The sequence below is a fragment of the Stenotrophomonas sp. NA06056 genome, from assembly GCF_013364355.1.
Lineage (GTDB): Bacteria > Pseudomonadota > Gammaproteobacteria > Xanthomonadales > Xanthomonadaceae > Stenotrophomonas.
In genome coordinates this window covers 1,470,922-1,491,597 of sequence record NZ_CP054931.1, presented here as the reverse complement: position 1 = coordinate 1,491,597, position 20,676 = coordinate 1,470,922, and the positions used below count along the sequence as shown (strand labels likewise).

General features: G+C 66.0%; 22 protein-coding genes. 7 read left to right on the top strand and 15 right to left on the bottom strand.

Annotation, left to right across the window (positions count from 1 at the left end; translation table 11 throughout):
• Positions 1-55: 55 nt before the first annotated feature.
• The 11 genes from HUT07_RS06550 to HUT07_RS06500 form a co-directional block, all read right to left on the bottom strand.
• Positions 56-331, bottom strand: coding sequence for a hypothetical protein (locus HUT07_RS06550; RefSeq protein WP_176020243.1), 276 nt, complete (start codon positions 329-331; stop codon positions 56-58).
• Positions 328-546: a hypothetical protein gene (locus tag HUT07_RS06545; protein ID WP_099821131.1), complete on the bottom strand. Its 219-nt coding sequence runs from the start codon at positions 544-546 to the stop codon at positions 328-330. Before HUT07_RS06545 ends, HUT07_RS06550 begins: the two co-directional genes overlap by 4 nt.
• A gap of 213 nt (positions 547-759) precedes the next feature.
• On the bottom strand, positions 760-2,352 hold the full coding sequence (locus HUT07_RS06540) for an alkaline phosphatase D family protein (RefSeq protein ID WP_176020242.1): 1,593 nt from the start codon (positions 2,350-2,352) through the stop codon (positions 760-762).
• Entirely contained in the window at positions 2,352-4,595 is a 2,244-nt protein-coding gene (locus HUT07_RS06535) for a TonB-dependent receptor (protein ID WP_176020241.1), read from the bottom strand. Before HUT07_RS06535 ends, HUT07_RS06540 begins: the two co-directional genes overlap by 1 nt.
• Before the next feature lie 169 nt (positions 4,596-4,764).
• Positions 4,765-6,201 (bottom strand): replicative DNA helicase, encoded by a 1,437-nt coding sequence (locus HUT07_RS06530; RefSeq protein WP_176020240.1) that lies wholly within the window; start codon positions 6,199-6,201, stop codon positions 4,765-4,767.
• A 213-nt stretch (positions 6,202-6,414) separates the two neighbouring features.
• Positions 6,415-6,975, bottom strand: a complete 561-nt coding sequence (locus tag HUT07_RS06525) for an NAD(P)H-dependent oxidoreductase (protein WP_176020239.1) — start codon at positions 6,973-6,975, stop codon at positions 6,415-6,417.
• 66 nt (positions 6,976-7,041) lie between these two features.
• Complete coding sequence (gene asnB / locus HUT07_RS06520) at positions 7,042-8,985, bottom strand: asparagine synthase (glutamine-hydrolyzing) (protein ID WP_176020238.1); 1,944 nt, start codon at positions 8,983-8,985, stop codon at positions 7,042-7,044.
• A 3-nt stretch (positions 8,986-8,988) separates the two neighbouring features.
• A complete protein-coding gene (locus HUT07_RS06515) occupies positions 8,989-11,268 on the bottom strand; it encodes a thiamine pyrophosphate-dependent enzyme (protein WP_176020237.1) in 2,280 nt (759 codons plus the stop codon).
• Between the two features lie 89 nt (positions 11,269-11,357).
• The gene (locus HUT07_RS06510) at positions 11,358-12,017 is read right to left on the bottom strand and encodes a glutathione S-transferase family protein (protein ID WP_176020236.1); all 660 of its coding nucleotides are present in this window, start codon (positions 12,015-12,017) and stop codon (positions 11,358-11,360) included.
• A 178-nt stretch (positions 12,018-12,195) separates the two neighbouring features.
• A complete protein-coding gene (locus HUT07_RS06505; protein WP_176020235.1) occupies positions 12,196-12,738 on the bottom strand; it encodes a GNAT family N-acetyltransferase in 543 nt (180 codons plus the stop codon).
• A 101-nt stretch (positions 12,739-12,839) separates the two neighbouring features.
• A complete protein-coding gene (locus HUT07_RS06500) occupies positions 12,840-13,679 on the bottom strand; it encodes a glycine zipper 2TM domain-containing protein (protein ID WP_176020234.1) in 840 nt (279 codons plus the stop codon).
• 163 nt (positions 13,680-13,842) lie between these two features.
• Between HUT07_RS06500 and HUT07_RS06495 the strand changes: the two genes are divergently transcribed.
• Both HUT07_RS06495 and HUT07_RS06490 read left to right on the top strand, forming a co-directional pair.
• Positions 13,843-14,058 carry a DUF6116 family protein gene (locus HUT07_RS06495; RefSeq protein ID WP_176020233.1) on the top strand — a complete coding sequence of 72 codons (216 nt, stop codon included), beginning with the start codon at positions 13,843-13,845 and terminating at the stop codon, positions 14,056-14,058.
• Positions 14,055-14,828, top strand: coding sequence for a TatD family hydrolase (locus HUT07_RS06490; RefSeq protein ID WP_176020232.1), 774 nt, complete (start codon positions 14,055-14,057; stop codon positions 14,826-14,828). The genes HUT07_RS06495 and HUT07_RS06490 overlap by 4 nt, the downstream gene beginning before the upstream one ends.
• Positions 14,829-14,907: 79 nt before the next feature.
• Here HUT07_RS06490 and HUT07_RS06485 read toward each other — a convergent pair whose 3' ends face one another.
• Positions 14,908-15,735, bottom strand: coding sequence for a tRNA threonylcarbamoyladenosine dehydratase (locus HUT07_RS06485; protein ID WP_176020231.1), 828 nt, complete (start codon positions 15,733-15,735; stop codon positions 14,908-14,910).
• Between the two features lie 79 nt (positions 15,736-15,814).
• Here HUT07_RS06485 and HUT07_RS06480 point away from each other — a divergent pair, with 79 nt between their 5' ends.
• The gene (locus HUT07_RS06480) at positions 15,815-16,249 is read left to right on the top strand and encodes a cytochrome c (protein WP_176020230.1); all 435 of its coding nucleotides are present in this window, start codon (positions 15,815-15,817) and stop codon (positions 16,247-16,249) included.
• A gap of 130 nt (positions 16,250-16,379) precedes the next feature.
• Positions 16,380-16,877: a glycine zipper 2TM domain-containing protein gene (locus tag HUT07_RS06475; protein WP_176020229.1), complete on the top strand. Its 498-nt coding sequence runs from the start codon at positions 16,380-16,382 to the stop codon at positions 16,875-16,877.
• Between the two features lie 88 nt (positions 16,878-16,965).
• Here HUT07_RS06475 and HUT07_RS06470 read toward each other — a convergent pair whose 3' ends face one another.
• Positions 16,966-17,175, bottom strand: coding sequence for a cold-shock protein (locus HUT07_RS06470; RefSeq protein ID WP_025876765.1), 210 nt, complete (start codon positions 17,173-17,175; stop codon positions 16,966-16,968).
• 237 nt (positions 17,176-17,412) lie between these two features.
• On the opposite strand from HUT07_RS06470, the gene HUT07_RS06465 reads away from it, so the two are divergent.
• From HUT07_RS06465 to arsC, 3 genes are all read left to right on the top strand, one after another.
• Entirely contained in the window at positions 17,413-17,898 is a 486-nt protein-coding gene (locus HUT07_RS06465; protein ID WP_033831531.1) for a DUF456 domain-containing protein, read from the top strand.
• Between the two features lie 122 nt (positions 17,899-18,020).
• Positions 18,021-19,175, top strand: a complete 1,155-nt coding sequence (locus tag HUT07_RS06460) for a phospholipase A (protein ID WP_176020228.1) — start codon at positions 18,021-18,023, stop codon at positions 19,173-19,175.
• Positions 19,175-19,516, top strand: coding sequence for an arsenate reductase (glutaredoxin) (gene arsC, locus HUT07_RS06455; RefSeq protein WP_176020227.1), 342 nt, complete (start codon positions 19,175-19,177; stop codon positions 19,514-19,516). Before HUT07_RS06460 ends, arsC begins: the two co-directional genes overlap by 1 nt.
• A 93-nt stretch (positions 19,517-19,609) precedes the next feature.
• Here the strand turns inward: arsC and HUT07_RS06450 are convergent, their stop codons facing one another.
• Positions 19,610-20,245: a glutathione S-transferase family protein gene (locus HUT07_RS06450; RefSeq protein WP_176020226.1), complete on the bottom strand. Its 636-nt coding sequence runs from the start codon at positions 20,243-20,245 to the stop codon at positions 19,610-19,612.
• 53 nt (positions 20,246-20,298) lie between these two features.
• Entirely contained in the window at positions 20,299-20,643 is a 345-nt protein-coding gene (locus tag HUT07_RS06445) for a hypothetical protein (RefSeq protein WP_176020225.1), read from the bottom strand.
• Positions 20,644-20,676 lie beyond the last annotated feature (33 nt).

Below are 20,676 nucleotides of genomic sequence, written 5' to 3'. Positions count from 1 at the left end.
ACGGATCAGCGCTCGGCCGACTGCGGAGGACGGGCCGCGCGCGAAGACTGCCTGACTACATTGCATGCCGCGCCTCACGCTGCGGCGGTGCAGGTCGGTCCATAGTGTCCGTCTTCGGCGGATCGTCACAAATGCGGTGCTGGGCGATCACCTCACCCACCTTCCATTCCTTCACTATCCGGCAGCCTTCCTTCTCGGCGCTCTTCCCGGCGCCCTTGGCTTCCGCGTTGCCTGCAGCGTGCTGGCGCTCAAGGTAGGCCGACGGCGGCTCCTTGGCCAAGGCTGGCGCCGCCATCAGCAGCACCAGCGTGATGATGGCATGCGGCCTCATGCGGTCACCGCCCCACGGCCACCGCCCAGCAGGCGTGCCGGCAGCATGAACAGCGCACGCAGGAAGGCGAACAGCGCCGAGAAGGTGATGCCGACCAGGCGGAACGGCAGGCTCAGCAGCCATACGAACGGCCAGGCGATCAAGGCGAGGATCGCCAGCGGCCAGCACAGCACGAACAGCAGGCACCACACCCCGAGCGCGAACAAGGTCTTCATCACAGGCTCCTTCGGCGGCACCTTGCCGCCTGCGGACACCTTGCTGCCCTGCCCCGGCGGCCGCAAACGGTTTGCGACGAAACCCGGCTGGGGGCGATGAAACCGGTCCAACGCTGTTGTAGAGCCGAGCCCACGCTCGGCTGCTCATGGGAATGTGCGGACCAGCGGTCCGCACCCACCGGAGGCAGAGAGCAGCCGAGCGTGGGCTCGGCTCTACAGAAGCTGCGATGCCCCCGGGCGGCCGTGGGCCACCTGGAAGCGCGCCGCGGTGCGCACTGCGGCATCCGCGCGCAACACGCTGTCGGCAACGCGCAGTTCCGCGTCCACCGTCTGCCGGTTCAACTGCAGCTTCCACCAGCCACGCCGGTCGCCATCGAAATAGCGGATGTGCGGGTTCTGCGGAATCGATGGGCCGTAGTACGGGCCATACGGCGTGTCATCACCGCCGCTGCTGATCGCCGGAGCGATGAACTCGGTGGCGATCACCGGCGCATCGGCGGCATCGAAATCCAGCTTCAGGTCGTTGACGAACGTGGAATGCCAGTCGCCGCCCAGTACGATGGCATTGCCCCGCCCGCCCGCCTGCATCGCCTGCAGCAACCGGTTGCGGGCCGCTGGGTAGCCATCCCAGGCATCGTTCCAGAACCGTTCGCGCGGCGTACCCTGATCCAACCGCAACTGCGCCATCAGCAGCTGCTGCACCACCACGTTCCAGCGTGTTCCCGTTGCGGCCGCCATCGACTGCGCGAACCAGGCCTCCTGCCCCACGCCGAGCATGCTCATGCGCGGGTCCAGGGCCGCGTCGCAGCGTGGCGATTCGCCGACGCCACAGGGATTGGCCGGACGGAACTGGCGGCAATCCAGCAACGTCAGCTGGGCCAGGTCGCCGTAGCGCAGGCGGCGGTGCACGCGCAGGCCTCCGTTGCCGGTGGGCGTGCTGCGCATCGGCAGGTGTTCGTAGAACGCGCGATACGCAGCGGCGCGACGGACGATGAAGTCCTCGGTCGGCACGTCGCTCTTTTCCGGGTGGATGCCGGAATAGTCGTTCTGCACTTCGTGATCGTCCCAGATCACCGCGAAGGCGTGCGCGGCGTGCGCGGCTTGCAGGTCGGGGTCGAGCTTGTACAGCGCGTACTGGTCGCGATAGCGCTCCAGGCTGAGGGTTTCACCGCTGAAGCGCTGTGCATCCAGCGTCATGCCACGCGCGTTCTGCAGCGGGCTGTATTCGTACAGGTAGTCACCGGCATGCAGCACCAGATCGACATCACTGCGGGCAATGTCAGCCAGCACCGGATAGAAGCCGCTGTTCCAGGCCTGGCAGGTGCACAACGCCAGCCGCAGCTGCTGCAGCTGCGCATCCGGCAGCGGTGCGGTGCGGAAATGCCCAATGGGACTCTCCTCGCCGCCGTCGCAGGCGAATCGATAGTAGTAATCGCGGCCCGGGCGCAGGCCGGTCACTTCCACGTGCACCGAATGGGCCAGCTCCGGCACGGCCGCCGCCACGCCACGCTGCACCAGCCGGCACATCGACGGATCTTCGGCAATGAACCAGCGCACCGGGATCGCGCGCGACGGCATGCCGCCGCCGTTGAGGGGATCGGGTGCAAGACGCGTCCACAGCACCGCGCCCTGCGGATCGGGATCACCCGCGGCGATGCCGAGGGTGAACGGATCGCGTCCCAACCGCGGCCGCGGACCGGCAGCGGCGGCGCCGGGCATCGCCGCCAGGGCGATGGCCGCTCCGGTCCCCTGCCAGGCCAGGCGCAGCAGACGACGGCGGGTTTCCGGATCGGCGATGCGCTTCATCAGAAGCGCACGGTCGCGGTGGCCATCACCTGCCGTGGCGCGCCGACCTGCATGGTCGCCAGGCTGCGGGTCGGATCAGCGGCGTAGGTGCCGTTGGTGTTGATGGTTGCCAGGTACTTCTTGTCAGCCAGGTTGGTCAGGTTCAGCGCCAACGTCAGGTTCTGCGCCGGGCCGAGCTTGCCCATGTCATAGGCCACCGACGCATTGATCAGCCAGTAGCTCGGCACGGAGAGGTCATTGGTGTAGGTCACGTAACGCTTGCCGACGTGGTTGGCGGCCAAACGCAGGTCCCACGGGCCCGGCGTCCACGCCAGGGTGCTGGCGAACATCCATTCCGGGGTGTCGACCGTCTTCTTGCCGCGGGTCGGCACCACGCCATTGTTCACGTAGTCGTTGTCGTAGGTGCTGTCATTCCACGACAGCGCGTTGGACCAGGTCAGGTCCTGCATCGGCTTGAGCTGCAGGGTCGCCTCGGCGCCGCGGCTGGTCACCGATCCAACGTTGGAATACAGCGCCGGGCAACCGAGGATGCCGACGCACTGGGCGATGGCCAGCAGACGGTTGTCGAACTTGACGTCGTACACCGCGACCGAGGCTTCATAGCCCTGGCCGTAGCCGCGCCAGCCCAGTTCGATGGTGCGCGATTGTTCTGGCTTCAGATCCTTGGCGCTGGCATCGAACGCTGCCTGCGGCACATTGAACGGACTGCCCACGCCCAGCGCGTAGGCCGCGATGTTTTTCGCATAGGAACCGAAAATTTCGTTGCGCTCGTCCAGCTTGAAGTTGAAGCCGGCCTGCGGCAGGAAGCCCTCCTTCGCGGTCAGGCTGCTGTTGTCGGCATAACTGCCCAGCGGTGTACGCACGCTGGTGCGTGTATTGGGCGACTTGGCGCCGACATCGATGGTCAGGCGGTCGTCGAACAGGCGGAAGCGGTCCTGCACGTACAACTGGCGGGTGATGGTGGTATAGCGCTGGTGCCACACGCGCTGGTCCGGATTGCGCAGGAAGAAGTCGTCGGTGATCGGCCCATCGATGTAGTAGAAGTTGCGCTGCACGCTGTGACCGTTGTCTTCGTACCACAGGCCCGCTTCCAGCTCGTGGCCACCCACGTTCCAGGTGAACGCCGAGGTCACGCCGGTGCGGTCGATCGCATATTCGGTGGTGCGGATCGAGATCGGAATTTCGCGGCTGGTACCCGGGTTGGAGGGATTGGACGGGCTGAACCAGTGACCCTGGCCGCGATTGCTGTGGTTGTAGACGTTGACCTTCAGGCGCATCGACTCGTGGAGGCCGAAGTCACCGGCGATGCTGGACAGGTCGTCATTGCGCAGGCCGTGACCGGAGTAGTACGCGTCCCATGGGCTGTTGACACCGCCGCTGTACTGGCCACGGGCGGCGGCCACCGCGCGATCCCAGTCCGGCGCATAGTTGTCCCAGTTCCAGCCCAGGCGATCAATCATTTCCAGCGACAGATCCTGGTAGTCAGCCTCGACGCGGCGCGATGCATTGAACAGCGCGGTGATCCTGCTGTCGACGCCGAAGTTGTAGGTCGCCTTGCCGTTGAACTGCTTCAGCTCCTGCGAGCCTTTGCCCTTCCACTTGTCGCCTTCGGAATACACGCCGGACAGATAGGCGGCAAAGCCCTGGTGCTCGCCGGTCTCCAGGCGTGCATAGCTACGGCGTGCACTGTCGGTACCGAAACTCTGTGCCAGCACCACACCGTACTCGGTGGACGGATCGATCGAATAGAACTGGAACACGCCACCCAGGTTGCTGGTGGACGGGGTGCCCAGCGCGCCGATGCCGGTGGAGACCTCGGCACCGCCCAGGTTCTCGCTGATCACCGCGCGGCTGATGTGCAGGCCGTTGCTGTTGCCATAGGCCATGTTGCCCAGCGGAATGCCATCCAACGTGTAGCCCAGGCGGTTCTGGTTGAAGCCGCGCAGGCTGATGCTGGTGGACCACTCGTAGGCACCGGTGGCATCGGCCGATTCGAAATGCACGCCTGGCTTGCTGGCCAGCAGCTTCAGCGGGTTGGCGCCGGGCGGCAGCACCTTCATGTCCTCGGCGGTCACGCGCTGGACCTGGCGCGCCTCGCCGCGGCCGATCACCGAGACCGAATCCAGGGTGGTGGCCGACTGCGCGTCGACGGCAGGAGCGGTTTCAGCAGCGGCCAGCGATGGCAGCGAAGCACAGACCAGCAGGGCCAGCAGATTGCGGCGAAGCGGAGCATGGCAAGACATGGGGATTCCTTGGGCGCGCTGGACGCCGAAGGGCGGCGTCGAAAGGGCAGCAGCGGCGGAATCGTAGAAGCGTTGCGTTACATGTCATTTACACGCCAGGTACGGACGTTTGGCGTTTCAACTGGTTTGCCGGCCGGGAGTGGTTGCCGGCCGGCGGCCGGCACTACGGTTATTCGAACGAACCGACCGAGTCGTGGGCCAGGTTGTCGAAGCGGGTGTACTCGCCGAAGAATTTCAGCTTGCACGAGCCAGTGGGGCCACCACGGTGCTTGCCGATGATGATCTCGGCCAGGCCCTTGTCCGGCGAATTTTCCTTGTTGTAGTAATCATCGCGGTAGATGAAGACGATCATGTCCGCATCCTGCTCGATTGCGCCCGATTCGCGAAGATCGGCCATCACCGGGCGCTTGTCGGTACGTGTTTCCAGCGAGCGGTTGAGCTGGGACAGTGCGATGACCGGCACGTGCAGTTCCTTGGCCAGGCCCTTCAACGAACGCGAGATCTCGGAAATTTCGGTCGCGCGGTTCTCGCTGTTGCCCGGCACGCTCATCAGCTGCAGGTAGTCGATCACGATCAGGCCCAGATCGTGCTCGCGCTTGAGGCGGCGGCACTTGGAACGCAGGATCTCCGGCGACACGCCCGGCGTATCGTCGATGAAGATCTTGGTTTCCTTCAGCATCTTGATCGCACCGGTCACCCGGCTCCAGTCCTCGTCCTCCAGCTGGCCGGTACGCAGGCGCTGCGCGTTGATGCGGCCATTGGAGGAGATCAGTCGCATCGCCAGCTGCGATGCGGACATTTCCATCGAGAACACCGCCACGCCCTTCTTCGACTTGATCGCCGCGTACTCGGCGATGTTCAGGGCGAAGGTGGTCTTGCCCATCGCAGGTCGCGCGGCAAGGATGATCAGATCGGTCGGCTGCAGGCCGGCGGTCATCGCATCGAAATCGGTGTAGCCGGTCGGCAGGCCGGTGATGTTGCCACCATTCTCGAAACGGTTGCGCAGCTCTTCGAAGGCGTCCTTCAACGCACCGGGCATGGCCACGAAGTCGGTACGGCCGCGCGCACCCTGCTCGGCAATGGCGAACACGCTCTTTTCCGCAGCGGACAGCAGCTCGCTGCTGTCGCGGCCCTCGGGCTGGAAACCATCATTGACGATGTCAGTGCCAACCTGGATCAGCTGCCGCAGTACCGCCTTGTCGCGCACGATCTCGGCATAGGCCACGATGTTGGCCGCCGACGGCGTGGTGCTGGCCAGTTCGATCAGATAGGCGCCATCGCCCACCAGCTCCATCTTGCCCTGCGATTCAAACCACTCGCCCAGGGTCACCGCATCGAAGGGGCGCTCGCGCTCGGACAGCTCGCGGATTGCCCGGTAGATCATCTGGTGGTCGCGGCGGTAGAAGTCGCCCTCGGTCAACTGGTCGTTGACCCGGTCGTAGGCGTCCGGTGCCAGCATCAGGCCGCCCAGCACCGCCTGTTCGGCTTCCACCGAATGCGGCGGCACGCGCAACTGGTCGATACGCGATTCATCGCGATCACGATCGCGATCGAAGCCTTCGCCGCGCTCTCTGCGGTTGGAACGGAAGCCGGAACGGGCGGACATGCTGCGGTGTTTCCTGCAAAAGGGGCCAGACGAGTGTAGGCATGCGCCGACCCCGGCGACCATGGACAAACCTGTGGATAAGCCGTGGAAGAACGGGGGATATCCACCTGAGCCTGTCCAGACTGGCGCGAGGACGTCGCATTGCCTGCGACGGGCGTCGTTGCGACGCCCGCAGCGGAGCATTATCGCAGATGGGGACCGCCGCCGCTGGCGTCAATCGCCCTTGGCATGTACCGCGATCAGGGCCAGGAACCGGTCCACGTAGCCCTGCAGGAAGGCCTGCGTGCCTTCATTGTGGATCGTGCCGTCGGCATCGATCAGGCCATCCTTGAAGTGGATGAACGCCTCGGGCTGGCCAAGCACGTGCATGTCCAGGAAGGCCAGGCTGTTGCGCAGGTGCTGCTGGGCCACCGCGGTGCCGATCTGGCCGATGGAGGCGCCGATCACCGCCGCTGGCTTGCCTGCGAAGGCACTGTCGCCGTAGGGGCGCGAACCGATGTCGATCGCATTCTTCAGCACGCCCGGCACAGAACGGTTGTACTCGGGGGTAACGAACAGCACGGCGTCTGCGGCGCGCACCTGGTCCTTCAGGCGCGTGCCCTGCGCCGGGTAGCTGGCGTCGAAATCCTGGTCGTACAGCGGAAGGTCGCCGATCTGCACGTACTGGAAGCGCGCCTTGTCGCCGGCCAGCTTTTCCAGCGCGTGCGCCAGCTTGCGGTTGCAGGACTCCTTGCGCAGGCTGCCGACGAAAACAGCAATGGTGGGGACGGACATCGGGGCATACTCCTCACGGTGCGGGAGAGCCAGCGTAGCGGCCGCGCCCTTCCCCACCGGTGAAGATCAGCCGCGCCGCACGCCTGCGCGCACCTGCCGCCAATGGTCCTGCCAGGCCTGGAACATCAGCACGTTCCACAGGTGCGTGTGCCACTTGCGCTGGCCGCCCAGGAACTGCTGCCACAGCGGCTGCACGGCCGCGGCCGACAGCACCCCTTCCCGTTCCAGCCGCGCCGGCTGCAGCAGTTCATCCGCCCACGGCTTCAGATCGCCCTTCAGCCAATCGCTGACCGGCGCGCCGAAGCCACGCTTGGGCCGGTGCACCATCGACTGCGGCACATAGCGCCCCAGCACGCGCTTGAGCAGCACCTTGCTGGTCGATTCACTGCGCTTGAAGCCCAGCGGCAACGACCACGCGAACTCGGCCACGCGCCAGTCCAGCAACGGCGCGCGCGCTTCCAGGCTGACCGCCATCGAGGTGCGGTCGACCTTGCACAGCAGATCATCGGGAAGATAGCTGACGAAGTCGGCCAGCATCATCGCGTCGGCCGGCGTGCCGGCACCATGCAGCGGATCGGCCAGGTCGTAGAAGCTGCCTGCCTCCCGTGCACCGATCACCGCCGCCGCCGGATCGCGCCAGCGCGAGATACGGTTGCGATACACATCGCCGATGCCACGTGCGCCGGTTTCGGCCAGCAACGCGGCCAACCCGCCGGTGCGCGATGCTTCGCCCTGCTGGTGCGCACGCGTGCCCATCCAGCGCCGCAGCGGCGCGGGCACCCGCCCCAGCATCTGCCAGTTGCGCAGCGCGCGCACATAGCGGGTGTAGCCGAAAAACAGTTCATCGCCACCATCGCCGGACAACGCGACAGTCACGCCCTGCCGCGCGAGGCGGGCGACCAGCGCGGTCGGCACCTGCGACGCATCAGCAAAGGGTTCATCGAACATCGCCGGCAGCTGCGGCACCACCGCCAGTGCGTCGGCGCCGCTGACGTACAGCTCGGTGTGATCGCAGCCAAGATGGGTGGCCAGTTCCCTGGCCAACGGCGCCTCGTCGTGGTGGGAGCCGCTGAAGCCGATGCTGAAGCTGTGCACCGGCTGCCCGCTCTGCGCCTGCATCAGCGCTGCCACCAGCGACGAATCGGTGCCGCCGGACAGGAACACGCCCACCGGCACATCGGCCACCATGCGCAGCGCCACCGCATCGCGCAGCAGGCCGTCCAGCTGCTCCTCGGCCTCCTCGATGCGACCTTGGAACGGTGCGGCCAGTGCCGCCTGCATGCGCGCACGCGCGTCCCAGTACGGACGCTGTGCCTGCTCAGGGCGATGTGCGGCGGCTCCTGCCGCCACCGCCGCCGCGTCCAGCCGCAGCACGCGACCGGGCATCAGCTTGTAGCAGCGCTGGTGGATGCTGTGCGGGGCGGGAATGTAGTCCAGCCGCAGCAGCAGCGTCAGCGCATCGCGGTCGATATCGTTGTCGAAGTCGGGGTGCTGCCACAGCGCCTTCAGTTCGGAGCCGAACACCACGGCATCACCGGCCCAGCCGTAATACAGCGGCTTCTTGCCGACCCGGTCGCGGGCCAGCCACAGGCACTGTTCCTGGCGGTCCCACAGGGCGATGGCGAACATGCCGTTGGCGCGCTGCAGCGTGTCCTCGACGCCCCACTGCAGGATCGCGGCCAACAGCACCTCGGTATCGGAATGGCCACGGAACGCGTGGCCCAGCGGCTCCAGTTCGGCGCGCAGGGCGGCAAAGTTGTAGACCTCGCCGTTGTAGGCCATCACATAGCGGCCGTCGGCCGAGGCCATCGGCTGGTGACCCAACGGTGAAAGATCGAGGATGCTCAGGCGCCGGTGGGCCAGGGCGACGCCGGCGGCGGCATCGACCCAGGTACCGCCGTCATCCGGCCCGCGATGGTGCAACGCCTGGCCCATGGCCAGCGCCTGCGCCTGCAGAACCTCAGCCGGTGTCTGTGCCGCCGGCAACAACATTCCCGCCAATCCACACATGCATCAGGGTTCCTGCGCCAGGTCGAGGGCGGCGCCAATCACCGCATTGTCGCTTGGAAGCCCGAACATTGCTGCCCCCGCCAGCGGCGTATAGGTATCGGCACCACAGACCCGGCGCACTGGCAGGTGGCCATGGCCAGCCTCGACCAGCGCGGTGATCACGCCTTCGCCGACGCCCCCGCTCTGCCGCCCCTCGTCCAGCACCAGTACCCGTTGCGCGGTGGCGGCCTGGGCGCCGATGAAGGCGGCATTCAACGGCACCAGCCAGCGCAGGTCCACCACCCGCACCTGCCAGCCCAGCTGCTGCTCGATACCGGTCGCTGCACGCAGCGCCATCGGCACACCGTTGCCGTAGGTGAAGATCACCAGATCGGTGGCATCCGGCGCGTACACCCTGCCCTCACCCAGCACCAGCGCCTCCCCGGGCGCGGGGTAGTCGAACAGCCACTGGCCGTCGCCGGCCACGTGCAGATCCTTGGTCATGTAAAGGGCGATCGGTTCCAGGAACACCGCCACCCGACCGTCCACGCGGGCCAATGCCGCCAAGGTGCGCAGCATCATCACCGCATCATCGCCACGCGACGGACAGCCCACCACCAGCCCCGGGATGTCACGCAGCGCCGTGATCGAATTGTCGTTGTGGAAATGGCCACCGAACCCCTTCTGGTAGCCCAGCCCGGCTACCCGCACCAGCATCGGGTTGCGGAACTGGTCATTGGAGAAGAACTGCAGCGAGCAGGCCTCGCCGCGCACCTGGTCGATGGCGTTGTGCAGGTAGGCCAGGTACTGGATCTCCGGGATCGGCAACATTCCCATGTTGGCCAGGCCCTGGGCCATGCCCAGGATCATGGTCTCGTCCAGCAGCGTGTTGAAGACCCGGCGCGGGCCGAAGCGGCGCAGCAGGTCGCGCGTCACCGTGTAGACGCCGCCTTTCTGCGCGACGTCCTCGCCAAACAGCAGCGCCTGCGGATACTTGCCCAGCAGCTCCTGCAGCGCGTGGTTGATCTGTATTGCCAGGTGCCGCGGCGGTTGCCGTTCGGGCAGCGCATCGGCACCGCCATACAGTGCCTGCCGTGCCTCGACGGGCGCCACGCGCTCGGCCTCGGCCTGCACCGCTGCCGGCGTATAGGGTGCCAACGGGGTGATCACTTCCTGCAATGTCTGCAGTTTCGGACGCGTATCGGCATCGATGGCAGCAGCCATGCAGCGCGCGCGCAGGGTTTCATAGGCCGACTCGACGCCCGCCGCATCCATCCAACCCGATTCCAGCGCGATCTGCGCCGAACGCAGCAGCGGGTCCTGCGCCTCGGCGGCGCACAGGTCCGCCAACGCACGCCATTCCACCTCGAAGTCGGTACCGGCGTGGCCCATCAACCGGGTGGTACGCAGGTGCAGGAAAGTGGGCCGACGCAGGCGCCGGCAATGCTCGACCGCCGCCTGCACCTGCGCGTGCCCGGCTGCCAGGTCCAGGCCATCGGCGAAGAAATAGTCCAGGCCCGGTTGCCGGCTGAAGCGCTCCGCGATCCATCCTTCAGGTGTCTTCACCGAAATACCGAGGCCGTTGTCCTCGCAGACGAACAGGATCGGTACCGGCAGCTTCTGGTATGCCGACCACATCGCGGTATTGAACGCGGTCTGTGCGGTGGCGTGGTTGGCCGAGGCATCGCCGAAAGAGCACATCACGATGCTGTCGGCCGGAATCGGCAGCGGCTGGCTCAGGCGCTTGCCACTCTCGATCGCCAATGCAGTACCGAGCGCCTTGGGCAGATGCGATGCGATGGTCGAGGTCTGCGGCAGCACCCACAACGGCTTGCTGCCCCACACTTTGTGACGACCGCCGCTGGCCGGATCGTCGGCACTGGCGGCGAAGGACAGCGCGGCGTCGCGCACAGGGTCCATGCCAGGCATCCAGCGTGCACGTTCGGCCATGAAGGCGCCGGAACGGTAATGCAGGAATGCGGGATCCGTATGCCGGCAGGCGCGTGCAAGCAGCGCGTTGCCTTCATGACCGGACGAACCGATGGTGTAGAAGACCTTGTTCTGCACGCGCAGCACGCGCGCCATCAAGTCCAGCTGGCGACTGACCAGCTGCGATTCAAACAGTTCGCCAAAAGCAGTGGCCGTCAGCGTGCTCCCCGGCAGGATCGGCGCATCCGGCGCCGGACGTGGTCGCGGCATGCCGTGCCAGGCACGTACGGCCTCGAGGAAATTGACGTCACAGACGTCGGCACGGTTGAGGCCGCGCATGCGTGCGGGAATCGGATCTGGAACCACAGCGAACATCGAACACCCTCCGTGCCGTTGTAGCGAACCGTGACGGCAGGCGTGCTCGACCCTTCCGCCGGTCGAGCACGCCCGACGCTGCAGGGGAATCAATCCGGTGCGTTGAACCGCGCGCGCACCTCGGCGGTCACCGCAGGCATGGGCACAAAGCGAGGCTGCGCACGCACCCGCTGCAGCCAGGCCCGCACCTGTGGGAATGCATCCAGCGCGATGCCACCTTCGGCGGCGACATCGGAATAGGCGAACAGGGCGATATCGGCGATACCGTAGTCGTCGCCGGTGAACCACTGCGCCTGCTGCAGGTGCTGCTCCATCACCGCCAGCGCGCTGGCGGCGCGCTCATGCAGGCGCGGCAGTTCAGCGCGGCGTGGTGAGTCGGCCGCCGTCCAACCGCGGATGAAGCGTGCCACCGCCACGCAGGGCTCATGCGTGTACTGCTCGAAGAACATCCAACTCAAGGCCTGTGCGCGCTGCCAACCGTCGGCCGGAAGGTAGGGCGTACCCTCCGCCAGCCAGAACAGGATCGCATTGGATTCGGTCAGCACGCGGCCATCGTCGCGCACGATCAACGGCACCTTGGCATTGGGGTTGAGGGCGAGAAATTCCGCGGTATGGGTCTGGCCGTGGGCACTGTCCACCTCCACCCAGCGGTAGCGGCTGCCCATCTGTTCCAGCAGCAGCCGCACCTTATGGCAATTGCCCGAGACCGACATGCCATGCACCGTCAACGGAATGCGTTCTTCCACCATTGCCTGCTCCAGGGAGTTCCCGGCCTGCAGCCGGCTGCCCGCAGTCTGGCAAGCAGCCTGGCGATTGCCAAGCGCGGGTGCAGCATGCCGATCCGGTAGTGCCGGCCGCTGGCCGGCAACCCCGATGCAGCGGGATTGGTGCGATGGCCGGCCAGCGGCCGGCGCTACCAGGCAGCGCTCAGCGTGCGCGCTGCTGCCACTGCTCGCGCGATTGCCCCCAGATTTCCAGCGGCTTGCCTTCATAGGGCGGTGGCAACTGCCCCATGCGCAGCAGCGTACTGCCCAGCTTGCGCGCAACCACTTTCGAGTTCTCGTTGTCTTCGGCGATGGTGTGGATCACCTCGTCCCAGCCCAGCGTATCGAACGCCCAATCGATGGCTGCGATCGCCGCCTCCGGTGCGTAGCCTTTGCCCCAGCTGGCACGACGGATGCTCCAGCCGACCTCGGTACCGGGCCAGTCCTGTGGCTGCCACGGCCCCATGCGCCCGACCCATTCACCGCTGGATTTCTCGATCACACTGAACATCGAGAAGCCGAACAACTGCCACGCCCCGGCCAGGCTGCAGAAGCTGCGCCATGCCACCGAGGGTGCCTGCACGCCACCCAGCGTACGCATCACCTCCTCGTCGGCACAGAACGCCAGATAGGGCGCGTAGTCCTGCCGCTGCGGCGGGCGCAGGATCAGGCGTTCGGTTTCGATGCGCAGGTCGAAGATGCTCATGGGGTCATGGTAGATCCGCGCGACGCGGGGATGAACCCCACCGATGCAAAAAAACAGGCCGGCAAACGCCGGCCTGTCCGATACTGCGTCGTAGCGAGGGATTACTGGCGGTTGGCCGTCGAATCAGCGGCCGCGGCCGTCTGGGTTACCAGCTGCCCGTCCACCACCGGCAGGCGATCGCTGGCTGGCTTGTTGTCCAGACGCACGGTCTTCTCCGCACCGTCGTAGCGATAGGTCACGTTGTAGCCCTTGACCACATCGGTTGTGCCCATGGCAATGCGGTTGCCCGGCTTGCTGCCCATGCGCATGGTGCCGGTGGTGCCGTCTTCATTGCGGTAGGTCACGTTGTAGCCGGTGACACGGCTGGACTCGGACGTTGCCGTTTCGGTGTGGCACTGGCGCTCGGTGCGGTTGACCACGCGGCCCCCCACATGGCGCTTGTCGACCTGGTTGCCGATGAAGCCACCGGCCACGGCACCGGCCGCGGTCGCAGCCTTCTTGCCATTGCCGCCGCCCACCTGGTTGCCCAGCAGGCCGCCGACCACGGCACCGACCACGGTGCCACCGACGTTGCCATCACGCTCGGGCAGGCGCTCCTGCACCACCACGTCCTGACAGACCTCGTGCGGGGTCTGGGTGGTGGACGTTTCGCGTACCGGATCGGTGCCGATCACGGTGGCATAGGCCTTCTGCTTCTCGGTGATCGGATCGACCTTCAGCACATCGGCGTATTCCAGGCCACGCGGCGCACTGGCGTCCACGGCGTCGCCACGCGCGCCATCGTCGGTGGCATTGCCATCGACCAGGCGCGATTCACTCGGGTTTCCGGCGCTGAGCTGCTCGGGCGACTTGTCGCCACTCTTCATGAAGGCGGCGGTTGCGATACCACCGACCAGCAGCGCGCCCGCTGCGACCAGGACAGTTGTAGTTGTGCTTTTCATGACCTGCTCCTTGCGGACCGTCCGCAACGTTCTCAGGCCAGATTGCAGCACGCGCTGCCTGAACGGAATCTCCACATTTCCTGCTCGCCGCCGTAACCCATTCAGCATCGGGAAATGCTGGGCCCGTGGTAGCGTTTGCACATTCCCCAGGAGGACCCCTGTCATGGCCAACCCGATGCTGCTGCCGGTCCTGCAATGGGCGCGCCGGCTGCGCTACCCCACCCTGTTCAAGCTGACCGCCGGCCTGTTCGCGCTGACCCTGTTCATCCCCGATCCGATTCCTTTCGTCGACGAACTGGTGCTGGGCCTGGGCACCCTGCTGCTGGCCAATTGGAAGAGCCGCGGCGCGACCACGCCTCCCCCTCTGGAGCAGCGTTGAAGCTGCTGGTCGACAGCCACTGCCATCTGGATGCCAGCGAATTCGACGGTGACCGCGAGGCGGTCATCGACCGTGCACGCACGGCCGGCGTGCAGTGGCAGGTGGTTCCAGCCGTCACTGCGGCCAGCTGGCCGAAGCTGCGCCTGGTCTGCCAGCAGGCGACGGGGCTCTACCCTGCCTATGGCCTGCATCCGATGTTCCTGGACCAGCACCGGCCTGAACACCTGCTGCAGCTGCGTGCGTGGATCGAACGGGAGCGGCCCTGCGCGATCGGCGAATGCGGGCTGGATTTCTTCGTCGAGGGCCTTGATGCCGAGGCCCAGCAGGCGTATTTCATCGGCCAGCTGAAGCTGGCGCGCGAGTTCGATCTGCCGGTGATCGTGCATGCCCGCCGTGCCGTGGATGCGGTGATCGCGGCAATCCGCCGCATCGGTGCCCTGCGCGGGGTGGTGCACAGCTTTTCCGGCAGCCCGGAGCAGGCCGCACAGCTGCACAGGCTGGGATTCCTGCTCGGCCTGGGCGGCCCCCTGACCTACGACCGTGCTCAACGCCTGCAACGGCTTGTCCGCGAAATGCCACTACAACAGTTGCTGCTGGAGACGGATGCGCCGGATCAGCCCGACGCGGGTATCCGTGGCCAGCGCAACGAGCCGGCGCGGCTGGCGGTCATCGCGCGCCACATCGCCTCGCTGCGTGGAGTGGACGTTGTCGATGTGGCGCAGGCCACCACGGACAATGCGCGGCGACTGTTCAGCCTGCCCGCACCCTAACGGTAGTGCCGGCCGCTGGCCGGCAACCCCGGAAGTTTTGATTCAGCACAGATGCCGGCCAGCGGCCGGCACTACCCGATCACACCCCGGCCTCTGCCTCGACCGCTTCGGCTTTCACCTTCTTCGGCTCCAGCAGCATTTCCAGCGCCTTGCCCACAGCGGCAAACGCAAACGCGCCGGTGATGTGGGTGGCCGCACCCAGGCCTGCGCCGCAATCCAGCTTCAGGGCCGCATCGGCACCCAGGTTAGGCCGCAGGCCACAGACGCTGCCGTCGGCCTGTGGATACTTCACGTTCTCCAGCGAATACACCGCCGGCACGCCGAAATAGCGCTTGGCATTCTTCGGGAAGTTGAATTCGCTGCGCAGCTTCTTGCGGATCAGCGCCAGCATCGCGTCATGCTCGGTACGCGAGACATCGCGGATGCGCACCAAGGTGGGATCGGTTCGGCCGCCGGCCGCGCCGACGGTCAGCAACGGCAGCTTGCGGCGGCGGCACCAGGCGATGGTTTCCACCTTCACCCGGAAGCTGTCGCAGGCATCGATCACCAGGTCGAAACTGCGGTCCAGCAGTTCGGCCATGTTGGCCGGGGTCAGGAACGCCTGCACGGCGTCGACCTCGATCTGCGGATTGATCGCCCGGCAGCGCTCGGCCATGGCCTCGGCCTTGTTGCGCCCGTAGTTCCCTTCCATCGCCGGCAGCTGGCGGTTGGTGTTGGACACGCAGATGTCGTCGGCATCGATCAAGGCCAGATGGCCGACCGCCGAGCGCGCCAGCGCCTCCACCACCCACGAGCCGACGCCGCCCATGCCGACCACGGCGACACGGCTGCCCTGCAGGCGCTCGAGCGCGCCGACGCCATACAGCCGTTCAATGCCGGCGAAGCGTTGTTTGACCTGTTCGTTCATCGGGCTATTTTAGCGTGCAGATCCCCTGACTACTGCACGCCAACACCGAACCCACCGTTGCATGCCCGGAGCGCCCGCCATGAGTGCCAGCCCACCCCGCCGCCCGTCCACCGCCTACCGCTATCTGTTCGTCCTCGGCTTGGGCCTGCTGATCGGCCTGATTGCCACGGTGATGGTCGGCCGTGCTGTACAGGCGCGCCGTGATCCGTTCCCGGACAGTCTGATGCAGGTGATGCAGCGGCAGGCGGATCTGCTGCAGCAGGCGCAGCAGCAGAACCGCTGCAGCCTGGCCGACAGCGTCCCGCGCCTGCAGGTGCTGCGCCTGCTGTCCAACGACCTGGACCTGGCCTTCCCCGGGTTGAAGGACAGCCGGCAGTTCCAGCAGCACGCCAGCCAGTACCGCGCCGACCTCAATGCCGCGTTGGCGGTCCCTCCTGCCGACTGCACCGCGTTGGCGCAGCAGGTGCAGACACTGCAGAACGATTGCCGGGCCTGTCACCAGGACTTCCGCTGATTCATCTTCGAGTGGGCGAAGAGCGATGTGATTGGCGCCTTGTTCACGTTGGAAAGAGGAGGATTCGCTCACCCTGCTGCATGACGCAGTACCACCCAACGCACCCGCCTTCACGGCCAGGAGACGCCCCATGAAGATCCAGCTCATCGCCGCCAGTGTCATCGCAACCCTCGCCCTGGCCGGCTGTGCCACCTCGCCGGGCTATGGCGGTGGTGGTTACAACAACAGCGGCTACAACAACGGCGGCTACGGCAACAATTCCGGTTACAACCAAGGCCGTTGCGCCGATTGCGGCATCGTTACCCGCATCAATACCGTGCAGTCCGGCCGTACTGCGCCCTCGGCCACCGGCGCGATCCTCGGCGGCATCGTCGGCGCGGTTGCCGGCCATGAGATCTCCGATCACACCGGTGGCAGCCGCGGCAACAAGAACATCGCCGCCGCTGCCGGCGCCGTGGGTGGTGCACTGGCCGGCAACCAGATCCAGAAGAACGTCACCAGCGATACCTACGACATCAGCGTGCGCATGGATGACGGCCGCACCATCGTGGTCAACCAGCGCGACCTCGGCGGCATCCGCGAAAACACCTACGTCCGCGTGGTCAACGGCAAGGTCATCCTGCGCTGATCCGCAGCGTGCCCCGGCCGATCAGAACCGGCGCAACAAAAAAAGGCCCGCTTGCGCGGGCCTTTTTCATGCCGGCAAGCGGCAGGTATTACGCCGGCTGGACCTTGTCGGCCTGCAGGCCCTTCTGGCCCTGCACGACTTCAAAGCTCACGGCCTGGCCTTCCTTGAGGCTCTTGAAGCCCTGGGTCTCGATGGCGCGGAAGTGCACGAACACGTCCTCGCCATTCTGGCGGCTGATGAAGCCGAAGCCCTTGGCATCATTGAACCACTTCACGGTACCGTTCTCGCGATCAGCCATCTCACTAACTCCCTTTGACTCTCTACTTGTTGTTGGATACGCCTGTTGGGCGGCTGACAAGCAAGGGGGAAGCGAGGTGCATCGATGCAGCGGATCGGAACGATCTTGCTTCATCAGGCCACGATCCACGGTGACCTTGCCAAGCTCAGCGACTGCAACTTAACCCGACCAAAACGAAAAAGCAACTGGCAAAAACCTTTCACTGTCAACCCCAAAAAGACAACCATACTGGGCAGCATGGACCTCTCATTCATCTTGTATCTGCTAGCGGTCATTTTTGTCCTTATCGGCATCGCGGGCATCGTCCTGCCGGCCCTGCCAGGCATCCCGCTGGTGTTCATCGGGCTGGTGCTTGCTGCGTGGGCAGACGGCTTCGTCCATGTCGGCTGGCCCACCCTGCTGATCCTCGGCGTACTGACCGCGCTGTCACTGCTGGTCGACGTGCTGGCGACCGTGGTCGGTGCAAAGCGCGTGGGCGCCAGCCGCAAGGCACTCTGGGGCACCTTCATCGGCAGCATCGTCGGCCTGTTCTTCATGCCGATCGGATTGTTCGCCGGGCCCTTGCTCGGCGCGCTGCTGGGCGAGTACTGGCATACCCGCGAGCTCGGCCGCTCGACCAAGGTCGGGCTGGCCACGTGGCTGGGCATCCTGCTCGGCCTGGCACTGAAGCTGGCACTGGTGATCGCGATGCTGGGCCTGTTCGCCTTCGCCTGGTTCCTGTGAGGCATGCAGCCTTCACGCAGCGCGCACGCACACGCCGGGCATAAACCTGTGGGGCTGGCCGTTACCGGATGCAGCCGCCACACTGTCTCTCTTTCCGCATTCATTTCGAAGGGCCTGCTGCAATGACCCTCTCTCCGTTGTTCCCCCGCCTTGCACCGTTGGCGTTGGCCCTGGCCAGCGCGCCACTGGCGGCCCAGGAATTCGCGCCCAGCGCCGAGGCTTCGCCGGCTGCCTGTGCGGCCATCACGACCGATGCGGCACGTCTGGCCTGCTATGACCGCCAGTTCGGCCGCACGCCGCAGGCCACCGCCGAAGCTGATGCGGCCGCCGAAGCCGCCGCGCAGGCGCGCCGCGAGCAGCGCGACACCACGCGGGTAAGCCAGGGCGAGGAAAAACTGCGCGAGCGCGTCAGTGATCTGTTCCGTTCAGAAGCGCCGGACAGCGCCCTTGCCAATGCCGGCCGTGGTTCGCTGCTGGACAGCCGCTGGGAACTGGCCGAGGACTCCAAGCTGGGTCCGTTCCAGCTGCGTGCGTACAAGCCGGTGTACCTGCTGCCGGCCTTCTGGACCAGCGATCGCAACACCATGCCGCACTCGCCGAACCCGGCCAACAGCGTGACCACCCCGCAGGTGCTGGACAGCGCCGAGCTGAAGTTCCAGATCAGCTTCAAGACCAAGATCGCCGAGAACCTGTTCGGCGACAACGGCGACATCTGGGCGGGATATACCCAGAGCTCGCGCTGGCAGGCCTACAACGGCGAGGACTCGCGCCCGTTCCGCGAGACCAACTACGAGCCGGAAGTGATGATGGTGTTCCGCAACGGCTACTCGATCGGTGGCTGGCGCGGTCGGATGACCGGCATTGCGCTGAACCACCAGTCCAACGGTCGTGCCGACCCGCTGTCGCGCAGCTGGAACCGGGTGATGCTCAATGTCGGCCTGGACCGCGAGAACTGGGCACTGGTGCTGCGCCCCTGGTACCGCATTCCCGAGACCCGCAGCGACGACAACAATCCGGACATCGAGGACTACATGGGCCGCGGCGACGCAACCCTGACCTGGAACCACAAGGGTCACGAGGTCTCGTTGATGGCGCGTCATTCGCTGCGCACCGGTGACCGCTCGCACGGCGCCCTTCAGCTGGATTACGGCTTCCCGATCAGCAACCTGCTGCGCGGCCATGTGCAGATCTTCGACGGCTATGGCGAGAGCCTGATCGACTACAACCACAAGGCGACCTACGTCGGCGTGGGCGTGTCCCTGCTGGAATGGTTCTGATGGATGTCACGATCTGGCACAACCCCGCGTGCAGCAACTCGCGCGGGGCGCTGAAGCTGATCCGCGACGCGGGTTTCGAACCGGTGGTGATCGAGTACCTGGGCAGCCCGCCCGACGTGGCCACGCTGCGCCAGGTGCTGGCGGAATCCGGCCTGGCAGCGACCGAACTGGTGCGCAGCAAGGAACCCGAATTCGCCGCACTGGAACTTCGGGGAGCCGACGACGACGCCCTGCTGGCCGCCATGGCCAGCCACCCACGGCTGATCAACCGCCCGGTGGTACGCACCGCCAAGGGCACCCGCCTGTGCCGACCACCGGAAACGGTGCTGGAGATCCTGTAACCCGCCCCACGTTGTGGAGCCGAGCCATGCTCGGCTGCGGTTCGCGTGCTACCCGTGGATGCAGGCGAGCATGGCCCGGCTCTACAGAACGCGTTACCGCCAGTCGGTGATGCCTTCGCGGCGATAGACCTCGGCAAACGCGGGGCGCGCCTTCAGGCGGTCCGCATAGGCCTTCAACGCCGGCCAGCGGTCGCTGGGCGTGGGCATGTTGCGTGACCAGCGCATCAACATCACCAACATGAAATCGACCACGCTGGGCACATCGCCAAGCAGATACGGACCGCCGCCCTGCAGGTGCGTGGCAACGTGCTGCCACGCCGCTTCCAGCTGCTGTCGCGCCATCGCACGCACGCCGTCGATGCACTCGCCGCCCGCCACCTCATCCGCGTAGAACCAGGCGCGATAAGCGGGCTGCACGGTGTTGGCGCACCAGAACATCCAGCGATAGGCCTCGCCACGCGCGGGCGTGCCAACGGCAGGCAACAGTCCTGCCTGCGGATGACGGTCTGCCAGATACAGCGCGATCGCGGCCGCCTCGGTCAGCACCTGGCCGTCGATCAGCAAGGTCGGCACTCTGCCGGCTGGATTCAGTGCCAGATAGTCGGCCGACTTGTGCTCGCGCTGGTCGAAATCCAACAGGATCAGTTCGTGCTCGATACCCAGCTCGATCAGCAGCCAGTGCACCACCAGCGATGCGGTGCTGGTGGAACCATACAAGGTGGTGCGCATATGACCGGTCCTGTGCGGGGAACGGCTGATTATGCTCGCTGTTGCCGGTTCGGTCAGCCGCAGGTGCCCATGCAGGTATCACGACGCTCGCCGCAGCCCATCATCGGTGCCCGCAGCGTGCAGTCGTGCGCTTTCAATTCGCAGGAGCGGCGAAGTTCCGGATGCTCGATGTCCCTGCAGCGCTTGTCCGGCGCCGGTGCCATCTGCTGCTCGCAGCTGGCCTGGCGGCTGCCGATCCCCTGGTCCTGGGCCATGCAGCTGCGGTAGCTGGCCTGGCACTGCATCTGGCACTGGGCACCGGCACTGAAGCCACCGCCACTGTCATACGACGAAGACGATGTACTGCAGCCAGCCAGAACCAGCAGCGTGACAACGGAAAGGCTGCAAGCCAGATTCACGAAACACTCCTTGTTCAATGGACCGGAAGACTG